This window comes from Sphingomonas longa, from assembly GCF_016892685.1.
Classification (GTDB): Bacteria; Pseudomonadota; Alphaproteobacteria; order Sphingomonadales; family Sphingomonadaceae; genus Sphingomonas; species Sphingomonas longa.
In genome coordinates, this window is record NZ_JAFEMC010000002.1 from 44,521 (window position 1) to 64,274 (window position 19,754).

The window sequence follows — 19,754 nt, forward strand, 5'->3', positions numbered from 1 at the left end:
GTCATGACTTCGAACTCCGCACCGATCCTGTCCCGTCGCGAAATCGTCGCCGGCGGCGGCCTCGCTCTGGCACTCGCCTCGTCGCGCGTCTCGGCGGCTTCTGCGCCCGGCCTGATCGCCGGCACCTATGCGCGGGAGGGCGGTGCCGGTTTGGTGACGCTGATGCCGGAACGGGGAGGCTGGGCCGCGGGCGCGGCGCAGACCGCGATCCGCAACGCGTCGTTCGGCGTTCGGGCCAGAAGCCGCGGCATCCGGTACCTGCTCGACGAGCAACAATCGGGAATGGTCGGGATCTACGACCACGATTTTCGGCGGCTGACGCAAGCATCGACCCTCGGCGCCGACCCGTGTCATGCCGCGCTCAGTCCGGACGGATCAATGCTGGCGGTCGCGAACTATTCCAGCGGCGACGTCGCGCTCTGGCGCCTCGATCCGGCGACGGGTCTGCCGCGCGGGGATGCGCAACTCACGAGGCACGCAGGGCAGGGTCCCGATCGGGATCGGCAGGCGGGTCCGCATGCGCATTGGGTAGGTTTTACGGCGGATGGCGGCATCCTGCATTCGGTCGATCTGGGCGCGGACGCGGTGTTCGCCCACCGAATCGACCCGCGTACGAAGACGGTGACCGGGACGACAACCGCTTACCGTGCGGAGCCGGGATCGGGTCCGCGCCACCTTGTACGACATCCGCGATTGCCGGTGGCGTATCTGGTGGCGGAATTGGCGAACACGGTCACGACGCTGAGCGCGCGGGCCGACGGATCGTTCGCGGCCCGATCGGTCGCGTCGACCTTGCCCAAGGGTTTCGGCGGGGCATCGGCGGGCGCGCATATCGCGATCAATGCCGCCGGCACTCGGCTGTACGTGTCCAATCGCGGCCATGACAGCATCGCGGTCTATACGATCGCGCGCGACGGTTCGCTGACGCTGGCTCAGCACGCGGCATGCGGCGGGCACTGGCCCCGCTTCTTCCTGCTGCTCGAAAGCCGGGGCGAGATGCTCGTCGCCAACGAGCGGTCGGGGAATATCGCCGTCCTGACGATTGGTCGCGACGGTCGCCTGCGGGGGAGCGACGCCACCGTCCGGATGCCGGGCGTGGTATTCCTGGCGACCTGACGCCGCCGCCTGCCGATCGATCGTCACATCAGTCACACGTCAAGGGTCGCCTGAGATGCACAACATGGATCGTCGATCGATCATCGCAGCCGGTGCCGCGCTGCTGGGTGCGTGTGCGCCGGGGACGCGGCCGGGTGTCCGGGATACCATGCCGACACGGTTCGTGACGGTCGATGCAGGCGGATTTCGGCGCGGCGGCGAACGCTATCGCTATGCCGGGGCCAACATCTGGTACGGGGCGTATCTGGGCGCCAATACGCCATACGGCGACCGCGCGCGATTGCGCCGCGAGCTTGATCGCTTGCAGGCGCTGGGCATCCGCAACCTGCGCCTGCTGGGTTCCGCAGAGCTGTCGCCCCTGAAGAACTCGATCACGCCCGGATTTCGCGACCGCAGCGCGACCTACAATCAGGATCTGCTGGTCGGGCTCGACTGGACGCTGGCGGAGATGGCCCGGCGCGACATGACGGCGGTCCTGTACCTGACCAATTTCTGGGAGTGGTCGGGCGGGATGATGACCTACCTCTACTGGGTCAATGGTGGCCGCTACATCGACATGAACGACCCGGCGCATCCCTGGCCGGCGTTCGCGGACGCCACCGCCGCCTTCTACGCCAACGCTCGGGCGCAGGCGCTGTACCGCGACTATATCCGTGCGGTCGTCACCCGCACGAACAGCGTCACCGGCCGTGCCTATGCCGACGATCCGACGATCATGGCATGGCAGCTGGCGAACGAGCCGCGCCCCGGCGGGTCGGACGCGGTCGCGGTGCCGAACCTGCCGGCATTCTACGACTGGGTCGACGGCACGGCACGCTACATCAAGGCGCTGGACGGCAACCACCTCGTCTGCACCGGGTCGGAGGGGCTGAAGGGATCGATCGAGCGCGAGGAGGTCGTGCTCGCCGCGCATCGCTCGCCCGCAATCGATTACCTGACCGCTCATATCTGGCCGAACAACTGGTCGTGGATGGACCCCGCCAATCTGCCCGGCACCTACGATGCGGGCGCGGCGAAGGTCGCGGATTATATCTCGACGCATGTCCGGCTGGCGAAGATGCTCGGCAAGCCGCTGGTGATTGAGGAGTTCGGCTATCCGCGCGACGGGGCGGCGGCGTACGACCCGACAGTCACGACCGTCTTCAAGGACCGGTTCTACCGCCAGATCTATGCCGCGATCGAGGCGGATGCGGCGGCGGGCGGACCGCTCGCCGGCTCCAACTTCTGGGCCTGGAACGGGGAGGCGCGGACGCCGCACGCCGACCACCGCTTCCGACGCGGCGACCTGAACTATATGGGCGACCCGCCGCACGAACCGCAGGGCTGGTACGGGGTGTTCGACAACGACGCGACGACGCTGGCGGTGATCCGCGCGCACGCTGCGGCGCTGGCCGGGGCGCGGGGTTAATGGGCGGCCGGTGGATCACCGCCCTGGGCGGGCTGGCGCTGATCGGGGCGGCACCCGCGGCGGACAGGGTGACGGTGGTGCCGGTCGCCATCGGCGGGCAGTCCGGTCGCGCCCTGCCGATGCATATCGAAGGGCGGGTCGAGCGAACGGCGGACGGCGACCGGCGGCAATGGCCAGGCACCTATTGGGAGGCGGCGTTCCAGGGCGCGGGCGTATCGCTGCGCGTCGGTGAAGGCGACGTGATCCTGAAGGTTTCGGTCGATGGTGTCCCCACGGCGACGCTGGTGAAGCCAAAGCCGGGCAATTACGCGATCGACGGCCTGACATCCGGCCGGCATGTCGTTCGCGTCGATGTCGCCAGCGAAAGCCAGGCGGGGGCGACGGTCTTCGGCGGGCTGTACGCCACCGGCATGACCCGACCGCTGCCCGCGCCGACGCGGGCGCACCGGATCGAGCTCATCGGCGACTCGCACACCGTCGGCTACGGCAACACCGCGACGACGCAGGACTGTACGGAGGCGCAGGTGTGGGCGACGACCGACACCGCGCAGGGGTTGCCGGCGGTTCTCGCACGGCGCTTCGATGCGGACTATCAGGTCAACGCCATCTCGGGCCGCGGCGTCGTGCGCAACTACAACGGCTTCGCGGCGGACACGCTGCCGACCGCCTATCCGTTCGTGCTGTTCGACAAGGCCAGCCGCTATGCGCCCGCGGGGTGGCAGCCGCAGTTGATCGTAATTGCGCTGGGGACCAACGACTTTTCGACGCCGCTGCACGCTGGGGAGCCCTGGGCGACGCGCGATGCGCTGCATGCGGCCTATCAGGCGCGCTACACGGCGTTCGTGCGGCAGTTGCGCGCGCAGAACCCGCGCGCCCACATCCTGCTGTGGGCGACCGACATGGCGAGCGGGGAGATCGCGGATCAGGCGGGGCGGGTCGCGGCGACGTTGCGCGCGGCAGGCGACCGGCGCGTGACGTTCCTGCCGGTTCCGGGGCTGGCCTTCTCCGGCTGCCATTCGCATCCGTCGCTGGCGGACGACCAGCGTATCGCCGACCGGCTGGCCACCTACGTCGACGCGCATCCGGGGTTGTGGGCGGGACGGTAAGGCGATCCGGGACCGCACGTGCGCCTATGGAGATCAGCGCACGTCCGGCTCGCCGAGGTGATGCGCCTTCCACCTCATCGCCATCAGGATACGCGTCCGGCCGGACGGGTGATCGAAGAAGACGATTTCTTCCAGCGCGCCGGGCTCCAGCTTGCGATACTCGCCCAGCTTCAACGCCACCCGACCGGCGTCAATAGCGGCGCCAGCACACTCGCGGCTCACCCCCCGTGATGACCGGAGGCTAGCCACTCGCGGTCAGGAGCGCCAGCGCCGTGTCGTTTGCCGCTCCATATGGCTTGATCGACATTCACCGCCAGCTTGGGTTTCCCGTCGGCCCATGCCTCCGAACACGTCCGGGTGACGGGTGACCTGAAACCCAACGCCCGCCCTGACGATCGGTTGCCCGCACCAAAGCAGTCAGGCGAAGTCGCCGAGTTTTTCGGCATCGTCGTCGGGCAGATCGTGCCTCTGCGGCTGGTCGTCTGGCCCTCGCGTGCCGGGCTCCGTGGACATATCGCCGGGGTCGGGCTCGTTGCCGGGGATGCGGGTCGGGTTCATCGTCTTCTCCTAAGCGGTCAGCGGAGGAACGCGCGAGAACCCGAAAGTGGCATCGGAAGGCTCGCCTCACGCACGTCACCGTCGCTGTCGATACGGGTCACTCTTGCCGGCGCCTCTCCGTCGTGGCCGAGCGGGTGTCAGTCGCCTAAGCATCGAAGGCGGTGTCGTCGGTCACCGCCTGCCAAGTTGCGATCCACTTCACGCGCCAAGCGTAACCGGCCCCATCGGCACGATCGATCCGGCGCGTACGAACAGCGGCATGCGCGCGAGCGGCGCGGGTACGGTTGAGCTGCTGCCACCGGCATAGCTTTTGCCGGTCGAGAAGTCGTACCATATCGTCCCGCCGGGAAAGTACACGCTGCGGCTGCGCGCCTTGTGGTCGGTGACGGGAGCGACGAGGAACGCCTTGCCGAACAAATACTGGTCGTCGATCTTGCGCGCCATCATGTCGGCGGGAAGTCCACGGCCAGCCCAGAAGGTGTTGGCGTAACCGGGTCTCTTCCGGTCTTTGTTCCCCTGGCGCAGATTGCCCTGATAGAGGGGGCCTTTGGCCGCCAGCTCCTTGCAGGCGTCGGTGGTCGGGTGGAATTGCCGCCAGACCGAGATCATGAAGTTGGTGTTATCGCCGTAGACCGCGTCGATCATCGCCTTCGGATCGGGGAGGCGGGTCTTGTCGAAGCGATGGCTGTTCCAGTCGTTGTCCCGCCAATAGCGCCAGTCGAGCTTGATATTGCCGAGGGGGGTATTGAGCTTGCGATGGGTGTCCACGACGTCCACGACCTCCTTCTCGGCATCGTAGCGCTGGCGCGACTGGCAGAAGCCATACCCCTATTTGGGCATTATCTCCGCCTTGCGCGTCGGACGGCGATAGCCGGCGATGACGTCGTCCATGTCGTCGCCCGGTACGAACCCGTAATGCTTGGCCTGCGCGACATCGCCGGTCAGCCACGCCGAATGATGGTCGGCGGCGGGCAGCGGGTGGTTGTGCAGCAATGCAATACACCCGGCATTCGGCTCCCTGCTGGGACACCGCCACACAGGGCTTGCCGTCGCCGCTGGTCGCAGGGAATGCGGGCTGCCCCGCCTCCGCCAGCACCAGCTTGCCCGCCGCATCGAGGAACCGGACCTGGCCGGTCGCGAGATCGACATCCGCGGTGGCCTTCGTCGCCTTGCACAGAACGTGGCCGCGCGCCTCGGTGACAGTGAACGGGCTGGTTGCGGGTGGGTTCGGCACCATCAGGCTGGGGATTGGGGGCCGATGTAGCCGTTCTCGGCGTGACCACGACGGCGGTCGCGAACTTGCGCCAGCTTTGCGCCTCGACCAACCCGATAGAGCTACCGAGCATCAGCGTGGCGAAGACCCCTGAGACCTTGTCAGGCCAAATGCGACGGTTTTCAACCGGCCGTGGCGGGACATTGCTTTACCGGTACCAAAGCGTGCTAAGCCGATGGTGAACAACGGAGACTTGGTTGCCGATGTCGCCTCGCCGTTTCATTATGCTCGTCCTGCCCGCCGTCGTCATGCTGACGGCCGCCACCCCGCCGCCGGCGTCTGAGCCCGTGTCCGCAATCCGGCTGAACCAGATCGGCTTCCTGCCCGACAGCGGCAAGCGCGCGGTGATGGCCGATGCGTCGAAGTCGCCGCTGCCTTGGCGGGTCGTCGATCCCAGCGGCAACACGATCACGTCGGGGCGGACGACGGTGGTCGGCGACGACGCCGCATCCGGCGATCACGTCCATCTGATCGAGTTCGGCCGGCTGGCGACACCGGGTACGTACCGTGTCGTGGTGGCGGGACATACGAGCCGCGCCTTCCCGATCCGCGCCGGGCTGTACGCGCCGTTGGCGGCGGCGGCGCTCAACTACTTTTATCAGACCCGCGCCGGCATCCCCATCGAGGCAAGGTTCGCCGGTGGCGCACGATGGGCACGACCGGCGGGTCACCCCAAGGAAATCGCGCCGTGCTTCAAGGGCAAGGACGAGCGCGGCACGGATTGGGCGGGATGCAGCTATTCGCTGGACGTGACCGGCGGCTGGTACGATGCCGGAGATCAGGGGAAGTACGTCGTCAACGGTGGCATATCGCTGTGGACGTTGCAGAATCTATACGAGCGAGAGGCGGGGAAGGCGCGCTTCGACTTTGCCGATGGCCCCGCCCGCATCCCGGAAAGCGGCAACGGGATCGACGACCTGCTCGACGAGGCGCGGTGGGAAATGCGCTTCCTGATGGCGATGCAGGTACCGGACGGCGGCAGGGCGCGGGTGCCGGTGGGCCGACTGTCGCGCGGCGCTGCGCTGACGTTCCGCGATATCGATGCGGGCGGCATGGCGCACCAGAAGGTCGCCGATTGTCGCTGGACTTCTCTTCCGACGCGTCCGCAGGACGACAGGGAGGACCGGCTGCTCTATCCGCCGACGACCGGCGCGACGCTGAACCTCGCCGCCACCGCTGCGCAATGCGCCCGCAACTGGCGCACGATCGACGCCGGTTTCGCCGCGGCGTGTCTGACCGCCGCTCAGCGGGCCTATGCGGCGGCCCTGCGCAATCCCGAGGTCTACGCGACCAGCAGCTTTACCGGCAGCGGCGGTTACGGTGACGACGACCTTGCCGACGAACTCTACTGGGCGACGGCGGAACTTTGGGCGACGACCGGGCAGGCGCGCTACGGTGAGGCGCTGCGGCGGATGCCGGCGTTCACCGCGACCGTGCGCGAGCCGAACTGGGGCAGCGTCGCCGCGCTCGGCACGATCACGCTCGCCACGGCGGCGGGAGTTCCACAGGCCGATGCGGCGCGGGCGAGGGCCATGCTGGTCACGGCAGCGGACCAGTTCCTCGCGGAGGAGGCGCGGTCGGGCTACCGCATCCCGTACGCGACGCTCGCCTATCCGTGGGGATCGAATTCGTCGATCCTGAACCGGGCGATGATCCTGGGGCTGGCACACGGCTTTACCGGCGAGGCGCGCTACCGCGACGGGGCGGTAGACGTGATGGATTATGTGCTGGGGCGCAACCCGCTCGATCAGAGTTACGTGTCCGGGTTCGGGGCGAGGCCGCTGATGAATCCGCATCACCGCTTTTGGGCGCACCAGCTCGACGCGACGCTGCCGGGGCCGCCGCCGGGGGTCGTGTCGGGCGGGCCGAACTCGACCGCGATGAGCGATCCGATCGCCGCGGCGATGAAGGGCGGGTGCGCGCCGCAGCGATGCTGGAAGGACGAGATCACCGCCTATGCGTTGAACGAGGTCGCGATCAACTGGAACGCGCCGTTGCTGTGGGTGGCGGCGTATCTGGACGAGCGGCAAACCGCCGGAGAACCGCGATGACCTGGATGCCGACCCGTCGCGACAGCATTGCGGCCCTTGCCGCCGCGGCGCTGGTGCCGCAACTCGCCCGCGCGGCGGAAGCCCCCGGCCTCGACGCCGTGGCGCGGAAAAAGGGAATGCGGTTCGGGTCGGCGGTGTCGGCCAATCCGCGCGGCGGCTCGTTCGACAATCCCGCCTATGCCGCCTTGCTGCGCGCCGATTGCGGGCTGCTGGTCGCCGAAAACGAGATGAAGTGGCAGCATCTGCGACCCGCGCCCGACCGGTTCGACTTCGCCGCGTTCGACCGCATGCTGGGCTGGGGCGAGCGCAACGGCATGGCGATGCGCGGCCACAATCTGTTGTGGCATCGGCGCAAGTGGATGCCGCGCTGGCTGGAAGTGCAGGATTTCGGCGCACGCCCGGCGACGGAAGCGGCGCGCATCCTGACGACGCACATCCGCACGGTGACGCAACGCTATGGCACGCGCATCGCCAGCTACGATGTGGTCAACGAAGCGGTGACACCGGACACCGGCGATCTGGAGGAGACGGCGCTCAGCCGGGCGATGGGCGGCGTGGAGGTGACGCTGGATCTCGCGTTTCGCACCGCGCGCGCCGCCGCGCCGCACGCCGAGCTGGTCTATAACGACTATATGAGTTGGGAGCCCGGCAACGCCCGGCACCGCGACGGCGGGCTGCGGCTGCTGGAGGGCTTCCGTCGCCGCGGCACGCCGGTCGATGCGCTCGGCGTGCAGTCGCACATCATGACGCAAGGGGCCGATGGCCACGCCGGTGTGCTGGCGCAGCAGGACGCGTGGCGGCAGTTCCTGAAGACCGTGTCGGACATGGGGTACGGGTTGCTCATCACCGAGCTCGACGTGCGCGACAACGGCCTGCCGGTGGCGATCGGCCCGCGCGACCGCGGCGTGGCGGAGTATGCGCGGGCGTATCTGGACGCGACGCTGGCGTTCCCGCAGCTGCGCGATGTCGTCGCGTGGGGAATGTGCGACCGGTTCAGCTGGATCGAGGGCTTCGAACCCCGTGCCGACAAGGCGGCGCGGCGTCCATGCCCCTATGACGAGGCGTACCGTGCGAAGCCCTTGCACGCGGCGATCGCCACGGCGTTGGCGAACGCGCCGGCGCGGTCCGCGAAATCGGGCACGCGCTGACGGGACGCGGCCCCGCATCTCGGCCTCCCATCGGCGCGGCATCGCAACGTCGGGCAAAAAAGAAGGGGAGGCGGCACGGGCGTGCCGCCTCCCCCATGTCATCCCGGGGTGTGGATCAGTAGTTGGCGCGCAGGATGATCGAATAGCGCCGGTCGTTGGTGAAGTAGGACCGCGGAGCGAGGTCGTTCGAACCCGCCTTGTAAGCCTGCAACAACTTGGTCGTGGTATTCGTCAGGTTCACGCCCTGCACGCCAAGCTTCACGTAGCGGTTGATGTTTATGAACGCCGAGGCGTCAAGCTGTCCGGTCTTGTCGTTGAAGATCGACGTGTAGGGGAAGATCACGTCCGCCGCCGTCAACAGGAACCGCGAACGCCAGTTGTAGGCTGCCCGCAGCGAGATCGGCCCCTTCTCGTAGAACAACGTCGCGTTGAAGTTGTGCTTCGATAGTCCCTCCAGCGGCAGATTACCCTTCGCGACCGTCGAATTGGACGACGGCGTGCCTCCGTTCAGGAACGAGTTCGGCAAGCCCGAGCTTTCGATATAGGTATAGTTGCCGTTGAAGCCGAAGCCGTTGAGCAATCCCGGCAGGAAGTCGAACGTCTGCTGATATGCGACCTCGAAGCCCTTGATCTTGCCCTTGCCATCGTAATTGGCCGGGCCGCGCGCCTGGATGTTCTGGGTGATGCCGTTGTTCGTCACCGACCGGTTGACCAGCGACTGGTAGAAGAAGCCATCGACGGTCTTGTAGAAGGCGTCGAACGACAACTGCCCGACACGCCCGAAATACCACTCGATCGTCGCGTCGAACTGCCATGCGGTTGCGGGCTTCAGATACGGGTTGCCCGCGTTGATCGTGACGGTGCCCGATCCCGGTTCCAGTGCATAGGTGACGTAGGGACGGATGTTCGCGAAGTCCGGACGAGTCAGCACCTTCGACCCGGCGAGGCGCACGATCAGGTCGCGCGTTACGCCGAACTTCAGGTTCGCGCTTGGCAGGAAGTAATGATAGCTGTTCGAGAAGGACGCCGGCTGCGATGCGTAACCGTCGGTGGCGAACGTGCGGAGGCGCGTGTATTCGGCCTCGCCGAGGTTACACACGCCACTCGGCTGCGTGACCTGCACAGTGCCGTCGGGCAGCGTGCGGGACGTGGCGACGCAGCGTACCGCAAATGGATCGACTACGCCGAGCTCGGTACGGTTCGGCACTGCGGTCGCGGTCCGCGAGGCGTTGGCGGTGTGAACGTAGCGCAAACCGACATTGCCCGAGACGCGGACATCGCCGAACAACGGTTCGTTGTTGCCGAACTGGAGCATCGCGTAGGCGGCCGTGTCTTCCTGACGGACGTTGGATACCTCGGAAGGCAGGTACGCCGTACCCGCGATTGCGCCCGCGCGCTGGCCAGCTCCCACGAAACGGTTGCTGGCGGTCGCGCCATTGGTGTTGCGCCAGATGTCGTTCTGCGCCTGGAAGAACTGGACCGCGCTGTCGTAGCCCTTGATCAGGTCGCCATTGTAGAAATGGGCAGTGGGCGGCGCATTGGTCTGGCCGCGATAGAAGTTGTCGAACGAATAGAGCGACGAGCGGCTGGTATCGCCCTGGTTGAACGTCACCGGCGCACCCGACCAGACTTCACTGATCGCACCCCAGTTATAGGCGGTGTAGCGCACGTCCTGCTGGCGTTCGGCATAGCGCGCACCGAACTTGACGCGCTGGAGGAAGTTGCCGTCATCGAACTTGTACGCGAAATCGCCCTTGATCTGGTACTCGTCGCCGACGCTATCCTCGATGTGGTCCATCGCCGCGCGCCAGAACTGGAAATCACGGCTCTGGAAATATTCGGAGTCGCTGGCGGCGGCCATTGCCGGGTTGGGGGCTGCCCAATTCGCCGACAGCGTCAGCGGCTTGTGCGGGGTGACGACCGGCAGCTTGCCCGTCAGGTCCAGCTCTTCGTCGGCAAAGGTCGAGCCGAACACGCTCAGGTCGGTAACCTGGTGCCGCGCATAGGTATAGTCCGCGTCGAGGTTGATCGACCAATGATCGTCCGGATTGATCTTCAGGTTGAAGCCGGCATCCTTGACCAGATTCTCGTCATAGACCTGACGACGCGACAGCGATTGCTGCATGCCGCCGGTGGGAACGGTCGTCGTCGGCGACCCGCTCGACGCGGTGCGCCAACCGGAGCCGGGCAGCGTGATGAAGCCGCTCTGGAACAGACCATTCTGGTCATACGCGAAATTCGGATACGAGTTGCCGGCAGGGTTGTAGCCATTACCGCGCTGATTTTCGCCGAACACGAAGTTCCCGCCGGTACCGAGCGCGCATTCCGCCCGCGTTGTGGCATTGTTCGCGCCGTTCAGCGGACCATTGCCGTTCTGCTGGCAGCCCGCGGGATAGGTGTTGTATTCCGACAGATCGGGCGCGGTTTCAAACGTGTGCTCGCCCCAGGCGTTGCTGGAATGCGTGCGCAGGAACTGCGCCGTCAGCGAGGTGCGCTCGTCGTTGCTCTGCCACTGGACGGCCAGCGCCTGTCCGTCGCGCTTGCGGTCGTAATCCTGGCTGCGGAACTGACCGCCGATCGGGGCATAGGCGATGCCGAGCGGGTCGGCGAAGCCGTCCGCACCCGCGATGCCGGTGTTGCCGCAGATGTTCGACGGATTGGGGAAGGACGCGCCGCCGACGCCGTTGACGTTGCCGGGCAGCAACGTGTTGGCGTCCGTGTTGCCGGGCAACTGGTTGCGGCAGGTGACGGTGGTATTGGTCCCCGTGCCCGTCGCGGCCTGGATGCCGTCGCGGGTCTGGAAGTTGGTGACCTGGATACCGTCGGCGCGGCTCTTCAAGCGCGAATAGGAGGCGTTGGCGAGGATGCCGAACGTGCCGAGTCCGGTATTCCAGGTGTTGGTGACCAAGATCGAACCGGTCGGCGACCATTTCTTCGCGAAATCGCCATAGTTCGCCTCGACACCGCCACCGATGTGGAAGCCCTTGTTGTCGAACGGCTTGCGCGTGTTGAGGTTGACGGTTCCGGCCAGACCACCCTCGATCAGGTCGGCGGTCGCGTTCTTGTAGACCTCGACCGAGCCGAGCAGTTCGGACGGCACGTCGGCGAAGTTGATCGCTTGACCACCGATGCCCGCCGAAAACGTATCGCGTCCGTTGAATTCGGATCGCACGAAGTTCAGGCCGCGCACGTTCACGCCCGAACCCTCAACCGAGAAATGGTCGGGGTCGTTGTTGCCGGCGAAGCGGTTGATCGAGACGCCGGGCACGCGCTGCAACGCTTCCGTCACGGAACGATCGGGCAGGGCGCCGATGTCCTGCGCGGTGATCGCGTCCACGACGGTATCGGAGTTGCGTTTGATGTTCTGGGCGTTCGCGAGGCTTTGACGAATGCCGGTGACAACGATGTCATCAGGAGACACAGCATCGTCGGCCTGTGCGCCTGTCGCATTTTGCTGAGCCGCCGGATCGCCGCCCGGCGTGTTGGTCGATGTCGCCGATCCGGCAGTGTTCTGGCCGCTGACAGCACCCGTCTGTGCGTAGGCCGGCGCGCTCAACGCGAACACCCACATCGCGGTCGCGGACACACCCAGCAGCACGGCTTTCTTGCCACGGCGTGTATTCGCCGCAAGCTCCAAAGTCATATAATTGGCGGACATTCAGACCCCTCCCCAAACATAAAGACGACGTCTTGTCGCGGTTTGACCACGCAGCATCGTTCAACCCAAATGTTACGATTGCACTTCAGGTGTCGCAAGCGGAAATGTTCGCGCTACCAAAAAATGCCGGACCGTTGCTGGAATGTCGCGGTCGGCTCTGTCCAACCTCCATGTAACTGGTATGAAACGGCAGAAGCACGGCCACGCAGCCGTGCCCCGAACCGGGACGGAGTGGATGGAGACGGCAACGCGTCAACGGGTTGTGGTGGTCGGTGGCGGTACCTCCGGCTGGATGACCGCGGCTGCGCTCGCCAAATTGCTGCCCGACCGCTGCGACGTGCATCTGATCGAGTCGGAGGCGATCGGCATCATCGGCGTGGGCGAGGCGACGCTGCCGCACATCCGCGCCTTCAACGAACGGCTCGGCATCGTCGAGGCCGATTTCATGGCGACGACCCGCGCGACGTTCAAACTGGGTATCGAGTTCCGCGACTGGGGGCGGATCGGCGACAGCTACATCCACCCGTTCGGTACGTTCGGCCGCGGCACCGGCGACGTGCAGTTTCATCATTATTATACCCGCCTGCTGCACGCCGGCATCGAATTGCCGCCGATCGAGGCATTCTCGATGGCGTGCACGCTGGCGAGGACCAACCGCTTCGCGCAACCCTCCACCGATGCGCGGCAGATCGCGTCGACTTTCGGCTATGCCTATCAGTTCGATGCGGTGGCCTTTGCGCCCTATCTGCGTCGGTTCGCGGAGGCGCTCGGCGCCCGCCGGAGCGAGGGCCGGATCGTCGATGTCGGGCGCGACGGCGGGAGCGGCGATGTCAACGCTGTCGTGCTGGAGGACGGCCGGCGGATCGAGGGCGACCTGTTCGTCGACTGTTCCGGCTTTGCGGCGCTGTTGATCGGCAAGGCGCTGGGCGAACCATTTCAGGACTGGTCGCGCTGGCTGCCCGCGGATCGTGCGGTCGCCCTGCCGTGCCGCACCGAGACGGCGGTCACCCCCTTCACCAGCGCCGTCGCGATGCCGTCCGGCTGGCGCTGGCGCATCCCGCTCCAGCACCGCACCGGCAACGGTTATGTCTTTGCGAGCGGCTTCGTGTCGGAGGAGGCCGGCGCCGACGCGCTGACCGCCGTAGTGGAGGGGACGCCGCTCGCCACCCCGCGCGTGCTGAAGTTCACCGCTGGACGACGGGAGCGGGCATGGGCGCATAACGTCGTCGCGATCGGGCTGGCGGGCGGCTTCCTCGAACCGCTGGAATCGACCAGCCTCTACCTCGTCCAGCAGGCCATCACCGCGCTGGTGGAGTTGTTTCCCGAACGCCGCGCGTCGTCGGTCGATCGCGACGAGTTCAACCGCATCGTCAACATGGAATATGACCGCGTCCGCGACTTCCTGATCCTCCATTATCACGCCACCGAGCGCGACGATTCCGAGTTCTGGAATTACGTGCGGACGATGCCGATCCCGGACAGTCTTGCGGAGAAGATGGAGCTGTTCCGGCGGCGGGGTCGCATCGTCAAGTACCGGGAAGGGGCGTTCCTCGATGCCAGTTGGGTGTCGGTCTATCTCGGCCAGCGGGTGATGCCCGCCGGTTACGACCCGCGCGCGGCGGGGCCATCGGTCGACAGTCTGGTGGCGGGCATGGAGCAGATGCAGGCGGAGATCCGCACCGCGGTCGGCGCGATGCCGGATCACCGGTCCTATCTGGCGGAGTATTGTCCGATGCCGGTCGCGGCGTGACCCTGTCGGGGCGGCACGGCGTGGACGAACCGATCCGCAGCGTCGTGGTGATCGGCGGCGGCATTGTCGGATGGTCCGCCGCCGTCGCGCTCCGGCGCCGGGTGCCGGGGCTGGCGGTGACGATCGTTGCGACCGAGCCGCCGGCGAACGCGCTCGCCGACCGGATCGCGCAGACGCTGCCCTCGACGGTCGGCTTTCACGACGATCTGGGCCTGAGCGAGGAGGATGCGGTGCTGCGCGCGGGCGGCACGTGGCGATCGGGTACGCTATTCGAGGGTTGGGCGGAGGGGCTGCCGGGGTACGTCCATGCGTATGGACCCTATGGGCAGCCGTTCGGGACGGCGTCGTTCCACCACCACTGGGTGCGGGCGGCGCAGGCTGGCGGCGCTGCGCCCTTCGACGCGCATTCCCCCGCGGCGATGCTGGCGCGGGCCGGGCGGATCGTGCCGGCGGGGGTGGAACCCGAGGCTCCGTTCGCGGGGGTGCAGCCGGGGCTGGTGCTCGACATCGACCGCTATCGCGCGATGCTGGCGGCGTTCGGGCGGCATCTGGGCGTTGCGGTGCAGGACGGTGAAGTCGCGGAGGTGCGCTTGCGCGGCGACGACGGCTTCGTCGAGGCTGTCGTGCTGTCGGACGGCAGCGTCGTCGAGGGCGACCTGTTCGTGGATGCCGCAGGTCCGGCGGGCGTCGTGCGCGGGCGGATCGATAGAGATTGGGAGGACTGGAGCCGCTGGCTGCGCTGCGATCGGCTGGTGCAGGCGGACGGGCCGGCCGAGCCGCCGTCTCCGCTCGACCACGTCGTCGCGCACGAAGCCGGCTGGCAGTGGACGACGCGCGCGCCGGGTCGGACGTTGCGCGGGCGGTGCTATGCCAGCGGCTTTACGGCGGCGGACGGGGCGCGTTCGCCGGTCGAGGGGGATGTCGTCGCCTTCGAGCAGGGCACGCGGCCGAACGCGTGGGCGCGCAACTGCGTGGCGATCGGGGATGCGGCGACGGTGATCGAGCCACTCGACTGGACGAACCTGCACCTCGCGCAGAGTGCGATCGACCGGATCGTGTCGATGATGCCCGGCCGCGCCTGCCACCCGCTCGAAATCGCGGACTATAATCGGCAAGCGGCGGCGGAGGTCGTTCGCGTGCGCGATTTCGTCCTGTGCCATTACGTCGCTGCGCGGCGGCCGGAGCCGTTCTGGCAGGTGCCTGCCGACTTACCCGAGAGCCTGACGAGCACGCTGGCGCTGTTCGCCGAGCGCGGCCGGCTGCGCTTCTTCGAGGAAGAGACGTTTGCGCGCGACGATTGGCTGGCGGTGCTGCTGGGTCAGGGTTTCCTGCCACGGCGGACCGACCCGCTGATCGGCGCGACCCCGCCCGACCACTCGGACGCCGCGATGGCCGCATATCGCGCCGCGATCATGCGCGCGCTGCCGCGATTTCCGACTGCCGCCGACCATCATGCCGCCCAGATGAAACGGATTGCCCGATGAACGAACACACGATCAGCAACGTCGTCATCGTCGGCGGCGGCACCGCCGGCTGGATGGCCGCCGCCGCGATGTCGCGCTTCCTCAACAACGGGGTCACGCGCGTGACGCTGATCGAATCGGAGGAGATCGGCACGGTCGGCGTCGGCGAGGCGACGATCCCGCCGCTGCTCACGTTCAACCGCATGCTCGGCATCAACGAACATGATTTCGTTCGTGAGACCGGCGGTACGTACAAGCTGGGCATCGAATTCGCGGGCTGGGGCGATGTCGGCGAACGCTATTTTCATCCGTTCGGCTCGCACGGTCACGACCTGGGCGGCGTGCATTTCCACCAACTCTATCTACGCGAGCGCAAGCGCCGGGTGATGCAGGACATCTCCGCCTGGTCGATGAGCGCGGTAGCGGCGCAGGCGGGCAAGTTCGCGACGCCCGGCCCCAACGCGCAATCAGCGGTCAAGGACCTGCTCTACGCCTATCATTTCGACGCGGCGCTCTACGCCCGCTTCCTGCGCCGCTTCGCCGAGGGCAATGGCGTGCAGCGACTGGAGGGCAAGATCGTCGACGTGGCGCTGCGGCCGGAGGACGGCCATGTCGCCGCGGTGACGTTGGAGGACGGGCGATCCGTCGGGGGCGAACTGTTCATCGATTGCTCTGGGTTTCGCGGGCTCCTGATCGAGGAGGCGCTGCACACCGGATATGAGGACTGGCGGCACTGGCTGCCCTGCGACCGCGCGGTTGCGGTGCCGAGCCGCTACTCGGGTGATCCCGACCCCTTCACCCGCGCCACCGCGCGCAGCGCGGGCTGGCAATGGCGCATTCCGTTGCAGCAGCGGATGGGCAACGGCCTGGTCTATTGCAGCGAATTCCTGACGGCCGAGGCGGCGGAGCGTGAGCTGCTCGCGAATCTGGAGGGCGACCCGCTGGCGGAGCCGCGGCATCTTTCGTTCACGACGGGACGGCGGAAACTGGGCTGGAACCGCAACGTCGTCGCGCTGGGGCTGTCGTCGGGGTTTGTCGAGCCGCTGGAATCGACGTCGATCCACCTCGTCCAGTCCGGTATCGCGAAACTGATTGCGCTGTTTCCCGACCGTCGTTTCGACCCCGTCGAACGCGACGAATATAACAGCCAGATGGACGAGCTTTACGCCGACGTGCGGGATTTCGTGATCCTGCACTACAAGGCGACCCGGCGCAGCGACACGCCGTTTTGGGATCGGTGCCGCACGATGGACATTCCCGACAGCCTTCAGCGCAAGATCGACCTGTTTCGCGCGAAAGGCCGCGTCTTCCGCGAGGGGCGCGACCTGTTCGCGACGACGAGCTGGGTCGCGGTGTGCCTCGGCCAGCATATCGTGCCCGACGAGTACGAGCCGGCGGTCGACGCGCTGGACGAGGACAAGGTTGCCACCGCGCTGGAACAGATGCGCCGCGACTATTTACAGGTCGCGGACCAGTTGCCGACGCATGCCGACTTCCTGCGGCACACCGGCGCGACGCTGGCCAACGCAGCCCCGCCGGTCGCGGCGGTGAAGGACGAGCCCAATTTCGCCTTTGCGTCGGAAACGCCGTTCAACTTTTCGGCGAACCCGCTGTGAGGGAGGACGCCATCCGCCGCGTCGTGATCGTCGGCGGCGGCACCGCCGGCTGGATGACGGCGGCGGCGATCACCCGCGTGCTGGGGGAGATACCGGGACTGTCGATCGAGCTGGTGGAGTCGGAGGAGATCGGGACGGTCGGCGTCGGCGAGGCGACGATCCCGCAGATCGTGCTGTTCAACAAGATGCTCGGCATCGACGAAGCCGAATTCATGCGGGAGACGCGGGCGACCTATAAGTCGGGCATCGAGTTCGTCGACTGGGTGCGGCCCGGCCACCGCTACGTCCACCCGTTCGGCTTCTATGGGCTGGATATGAAGGGGATCGAGTTCCATCACCACTGGCTGAAGGGCAGGGTGTTGGGCGATCCGACGCCACTCGACGCCTATTCGCTGGCGATCGTCGGCGGCTCGCAGGGCCGCTTCGCGCATCCGCGGCCGGACCAGCCGGGCTCCCCCCTGTCCAAGCTGGGCTATGCGTACCAGTTCGATGCGGGGCTGTACGCACGCTTCCTGCGGCGGCTGGCGGAGGGGAACGGCGCGACCCGGACCGAGGGGCGGATCGTCGGCGTCGAGCGCGACGGCGAGAGCGGCCATGTCGCGGCGGTGCTGCTGCAATCGGGCAAGCGGGTCGCGGGTGACCTGTTCATCGACTGCTCGGGCTTTCGCGGGCTGCTGATCGAGGGCGAGATGGCCGCGGGCTTCGAGGACTGGAGCAGTTGGCTGCCCTGCGACCGTGCGGTGGCGGTTCCATGCGAGAATGGCGGCGACCGCCAGCCGCTGACCCGGTCCACTGCGCGCGGCGCGGGCTGGCAATGGCGCATCCCGCTCCAGCACCGGATCGGCAATGGCTATGTCTATTCGTCGGCGCATATTTCAGACGACGAGGCAACGGCGACGTTGCTGGCGAACCTCGACGGCCGGCCGATCGCCGATCCGCGACCGCTGCGCTTCACCGCCGGGCATCGTCGCCGTGCCTGGGTCGGCAACGTCGTCGCGCTCGGACTGGCGGGCGGGTTCCTGGAGCCGCTGGAATCGACAAGCATCCATCTGGTGCAGTCCGCGATCGCCCGGTTGATGACCTATTGGCCCACGAAGCGCTTCGACCGGCTGGAGATCGATCGGTTCAACGCCGCGCATGTCGCCGATTACCTCGACATCCGCGATTTCCTGATCCTCCACTACAAGGCGACGGAGCGGACCGACACGCCGTTCTGGGATTATTGCCGGACGCTGGAACCGCCGGCGGGGCTGGCCGACAAGCTGGCGATGTTCCGCCTGAACGGCCGGATCTTCCGAGAGGGAGAGGAACTGTTCACGGAGACGAGTTGGCTGTCGGTGATGGTCGGGCAGGGGATCGAGGCGGGCGGATACCACCCTGCCGCGGACCTGCTGTCGGACACCGAGACGTTGTCGCGGCTGCAGCACATCCGTCAGGTCGTGGCGGACACTGCGACGCTGATGCCGGAGCAGGACGAGTATCTGCGCCGTATCGGTTGCGAACTGGCGGTCGCCGCGTGACCTATCCGCCGCTGCCCGAGATCGATCGCATCGATCGCCGCACGTTCGAGGAGGAGGTGCGCCCCGCCGCGCAACCCGTCGTGCTGCGCGGGCTCGGCCGCGATTGGCCGGCGGTCGTCGCGGCGCACGCATCGGCGGAGGAGGGCGTCGGTTACCTGAAGCGGTTCAGCCATCCGCAGCCGGTGTCCGCGATCCTTGGCGAGCCATCGATCGAGGGGCGGTTCTTCTACACGCCCGACCTGAAGAGCCTGAACTTCGTGCGCGGGCAGACGCCGCTCGATCCGTTCCTAGACCGGCTGCTGCGGGACCGCGATCATGCGCAACCCTATGCGATGGCGATCCAGTCGGTGCCGTTGCCGCAATTGCTGCCCGGCTTCGCGGATTCGAACGAGAGCGGACTGCTGCCGCCCGCGGTGGTGCCGCGCATGTGGCTGGGCAATGCGATCCGCGTCGCGACGCATTACGACCTGATGGAAAATATCGGCGTCGTCGTGATGGGCCGACGGCGCTTCACGCTGTTCCCGCCCGACCAGATAGCAAACCTGTATATGGGGCCGCTGGAACTGACGCCGGCGGGGACGCCGATCAGTCTGGTCGATCCCGACGCGCCGGATCTCGACCGCTACCCCCGCTTCGCGGAGGCGGCGAAGGTCGGGCGATCGGCGACGCTGGAGCCGGGCGACGCGATCTACATCCCGTTCCACTGGTGGCATGCGGTCGTGTCGCTGGATCCGATCAACGCGTTCGTCAACTATTGGTGGAACCCGGCGCGGACGGGGATGGGCAATCCGTACGACGCGCTGCTGCACGCGCTGGTCGCGATCGGGTCACTGCCGCAGGATCAGCGCGGCGTGTACCGCGACGTGTTCGAGCACCTCGTCTTCCGCATGAACGGCGAACCGGCCGCGCACCTGCCGGACGACGTGAAGGGCGTGCTCGGCACCGCCGACGCCACGACGGCGGCACGGATGCGGGCGACGTTGCTCGACAGTTTTTCGCGGGGCTGACCGTCCGGCCGGGGCAATGTTTGGGCTGGGAGGACGACGATCGCCCTAGCTGTATTGTTGCGCTGGGCTGGCTCTACTGA

14 protein-coding genes and 1 pseudogene are annotated in these 19,754 nt (G+C 67.1%); 10 read left to right on the forward strand and 5 right to left on the reverse strand.

Annotated elements, in window-relative coordinates; translation table 11 throughout:
- Positions 1 to 3: 3 nt before the first annotated feature.
- From ILT43_RS06305 to ILT43_RS06315, 3 genes are read left to right on the forward strand one after another with little or no spacing between them, the layout of a single operon-like run.
- Positions 4 to 1,116 carry a lactonase family protein gene (locus ILT43_RS06305; RefSeq protein WP_204196689.1) on the forward strand — a complete coding sequence of 371 codons (1,113 nt, stop codon included), beginning with the start codon at positions 4 to 6 and terminating at the stop codon, positions 1,114 to 1,116.
- Positions 1,117 to 1,171: 55 nt separating this feature from the next.
- Entirely contained in the window at positions 1,172 to 2,524 is a 1,353-nt protein-coding gene (locus ILT43_RS06310; protein ID WP_204196691.1) for a glycoside hydrolase 5 family protein, read from the forward strand.
- Entirely contained in the window at positions 2,524 to 3,630 is a 1,107-nt protein-coding gene (locus ILT43_RS06315; RefSeq protein WP_204196703.1) for an SGNH/GDSL hydrolase family protein, read from the forward strand. The genes ILT43_RS06310 and ILT43_RS06315 overlap by 1 nt, the downstream gene beginning before the upstream one ends.
- Positions 3,631 to 3,663: 33 nt before the next feature.
- On the opposite strand, the gene ILT43_RS06320 is transcribed toward ILT43_RS06315, so the two are convergent.
- From ILT43_RS06320 to ILT43_RS06335, 4 genes and pseudogenes are all read right to left on the reverse strand, one after another.
- The gene (locus tag ILT43_RS06320) at positions 3,664 to 3,810 is read right to left on the reverse strand and encodes a hypothetical protein (RefSeq protein WP_204196722.1); all 147 of its coding nucleotides are present in this window, start codon (positions 3,808 to 3,810) and stop codon (positions 3,664 to 3,666) included.
- A gap of 237 nt (positions 3,811 to 4,047) precedes the next feature.
- Positions 4,048 to 4,188, reverse strand: coding sequence for a hypothetical protein (locus ILT43_RS06325; RefSeq protein WP_204196728.1), 141 nt, complete (start codon positions 4,186 to 4,188; stop codon positions 4,048 to 4,050).
- Positions 4,189 to 4,386: 198 nt separating this feature from the next.
- A pseudogene (locus ILT43_RS19770) lies at positions 4,387 to 5,001 on the reverse strand (TIM-barrel domain-containing protein); the annotation flags it as partial.
- Positions 5,002 to 5,016: 15 nt separating this feature from the next.
- Positions 5,017 to 5,181: a hypothetical protein gene (locus ILT43_RS06335; protein WP_204196742.1), complete on the reverse strand. Its 165-nt coding sequence runs from the start codon at positions 5,179 to 5,181 to the stop codon at positions 5,017 to 5,019.
- Positions 5,182 to 5,664: 483 nt separating this feature from the next.
- Between ILT43_RS06335 and ILT43_RS06340 the strand changes: the two genes are divergently transcribed.
- Both ILT43_RS06340 and ILT43_RS06345 read left to right on the forward strand, forming a co-directional pair.
- Positions 5,665 to 7,512: a glycoside hydrolase family 9 protein gene (locus ILT43_RS06340; RefSeq protein WP_204196754.1), complete on the forward strand. Its 1,848-nt coding sequence runs from the start codon at positions 5,665 to 5,667 to the stop codon at positions 7,510 to 7,512.
- Positions 7,509 to 8,660 carry an endo-1,4-beta-xylanase gene (locus tag ILT43_RS06345; protein ID WP_204196768.1) on the forward strand — a complete coding sequence of 384 codons (1,152 nt, stop codon included), beginning with the start codon at positions 7,509 to 7,511 and terminating at the stop codon, positions 8,658 to 8,660. The genes ILT43_RS06340 and ILT43_RS06345 overlap by 4 nt, the downstream gene beginning before the upstream one ends.
- Before the next feature lie 115 nt (positions 8,661 to 8,775).
- Here the strand turns inward: ILT43_RS06345 and ILT43_RS06350 are convergent, their stop codons facing one another.
- Positions 8,776 to 12,318, reverse strand: coding sequence for a TonB-dependent receptor (locus tag ILT43_RS06350; protein ID WP_204196773.1), 3,543 nt, complete (start codon positions 12,316 to 12,318; stop codon positions 8,776 to 8,778).
- A gap of 235 nt (positions 12,319 to 12,553) precedes the next feature.
- Between ILT43_RS06350 and ILT43_RS06355 the strand changes: the two genes are divergently transcribed.
- From ILT43_RS06355 to ILT43_RS06375, 5 genes are read left to right on the forward strand one after another with little or no spacing between them, the layout of a single operon-like run.
- Positions 12,554 to 14,068, forward strand: a complete 1,515-nt coding sequence (locus ILT43_RS06355) for a tryptophan halogenase family protein (protein ID WP_204196774.1) — start codon at positions 12,554 to 12,556, stop codon at positions 14,066 to 14,068.
- Positions 14,044 to 15,552 (forward strand): tryptophan 7-halogenase, encoded by a 1,509-nt coding sequence (locus tag ILT43_RS06360; RefSeq protein WP_204196775.1) that lies wholly within the window; start codon positions 14,044 to 14,046, stop codon positions 15,550 to 15,552. The genes ILT43_RS06355 and ILT43_RS06360 overlap by 25 nt, the downstream gene beginning before the upstream one ends.
- On the forward strand, positions 15,549 to 17,147 hold the full coding sequence (locus ILT43_RS06365; protein ID WP_204196776.1) for a tryptophan halogenase family protein: 1,599 nt from the start codon (positions 15,549 to 15,551) through the stop codon (positions 17,145 to 17,147). Before ILT43_RS06360 ends, ILT43_RS06365 begins: the two co-directional genes overlap by 4 nt.
- A complete protein-coding gene (locus ILT43_RS06370) occupies positions 17,144 to 18,667 on the forward strand; it encodes a tryptophan 7-halogenase (RefSeq protein ID WP_204196777.1) in 1,524 nt (507 codons plus the stop codon). The genes ILT43_RS06365 and ILT43_RS06370 overlap by 4 nt, the downstream gene beginning before the upstream one ends.
- Positions 18,664 to 19,674 (forward strand): cupin-like domain-containing protein, encoded by a 1,011-nt coding sequence (locus ILT43_RS06375; RefSeq protein WP_204196778.1) that lies wholly within the window; start codon positions 18,664 to 18,666, stop codon positions 19,672 to 19,674. The genes ILT43_RS06370 and ILT43_RS06375 overlap by 4 nt, the downstream gene beginning before the upstream one ends.
- Positions 19,675 to 19,754: the final 80 nt, after the last annotated feature.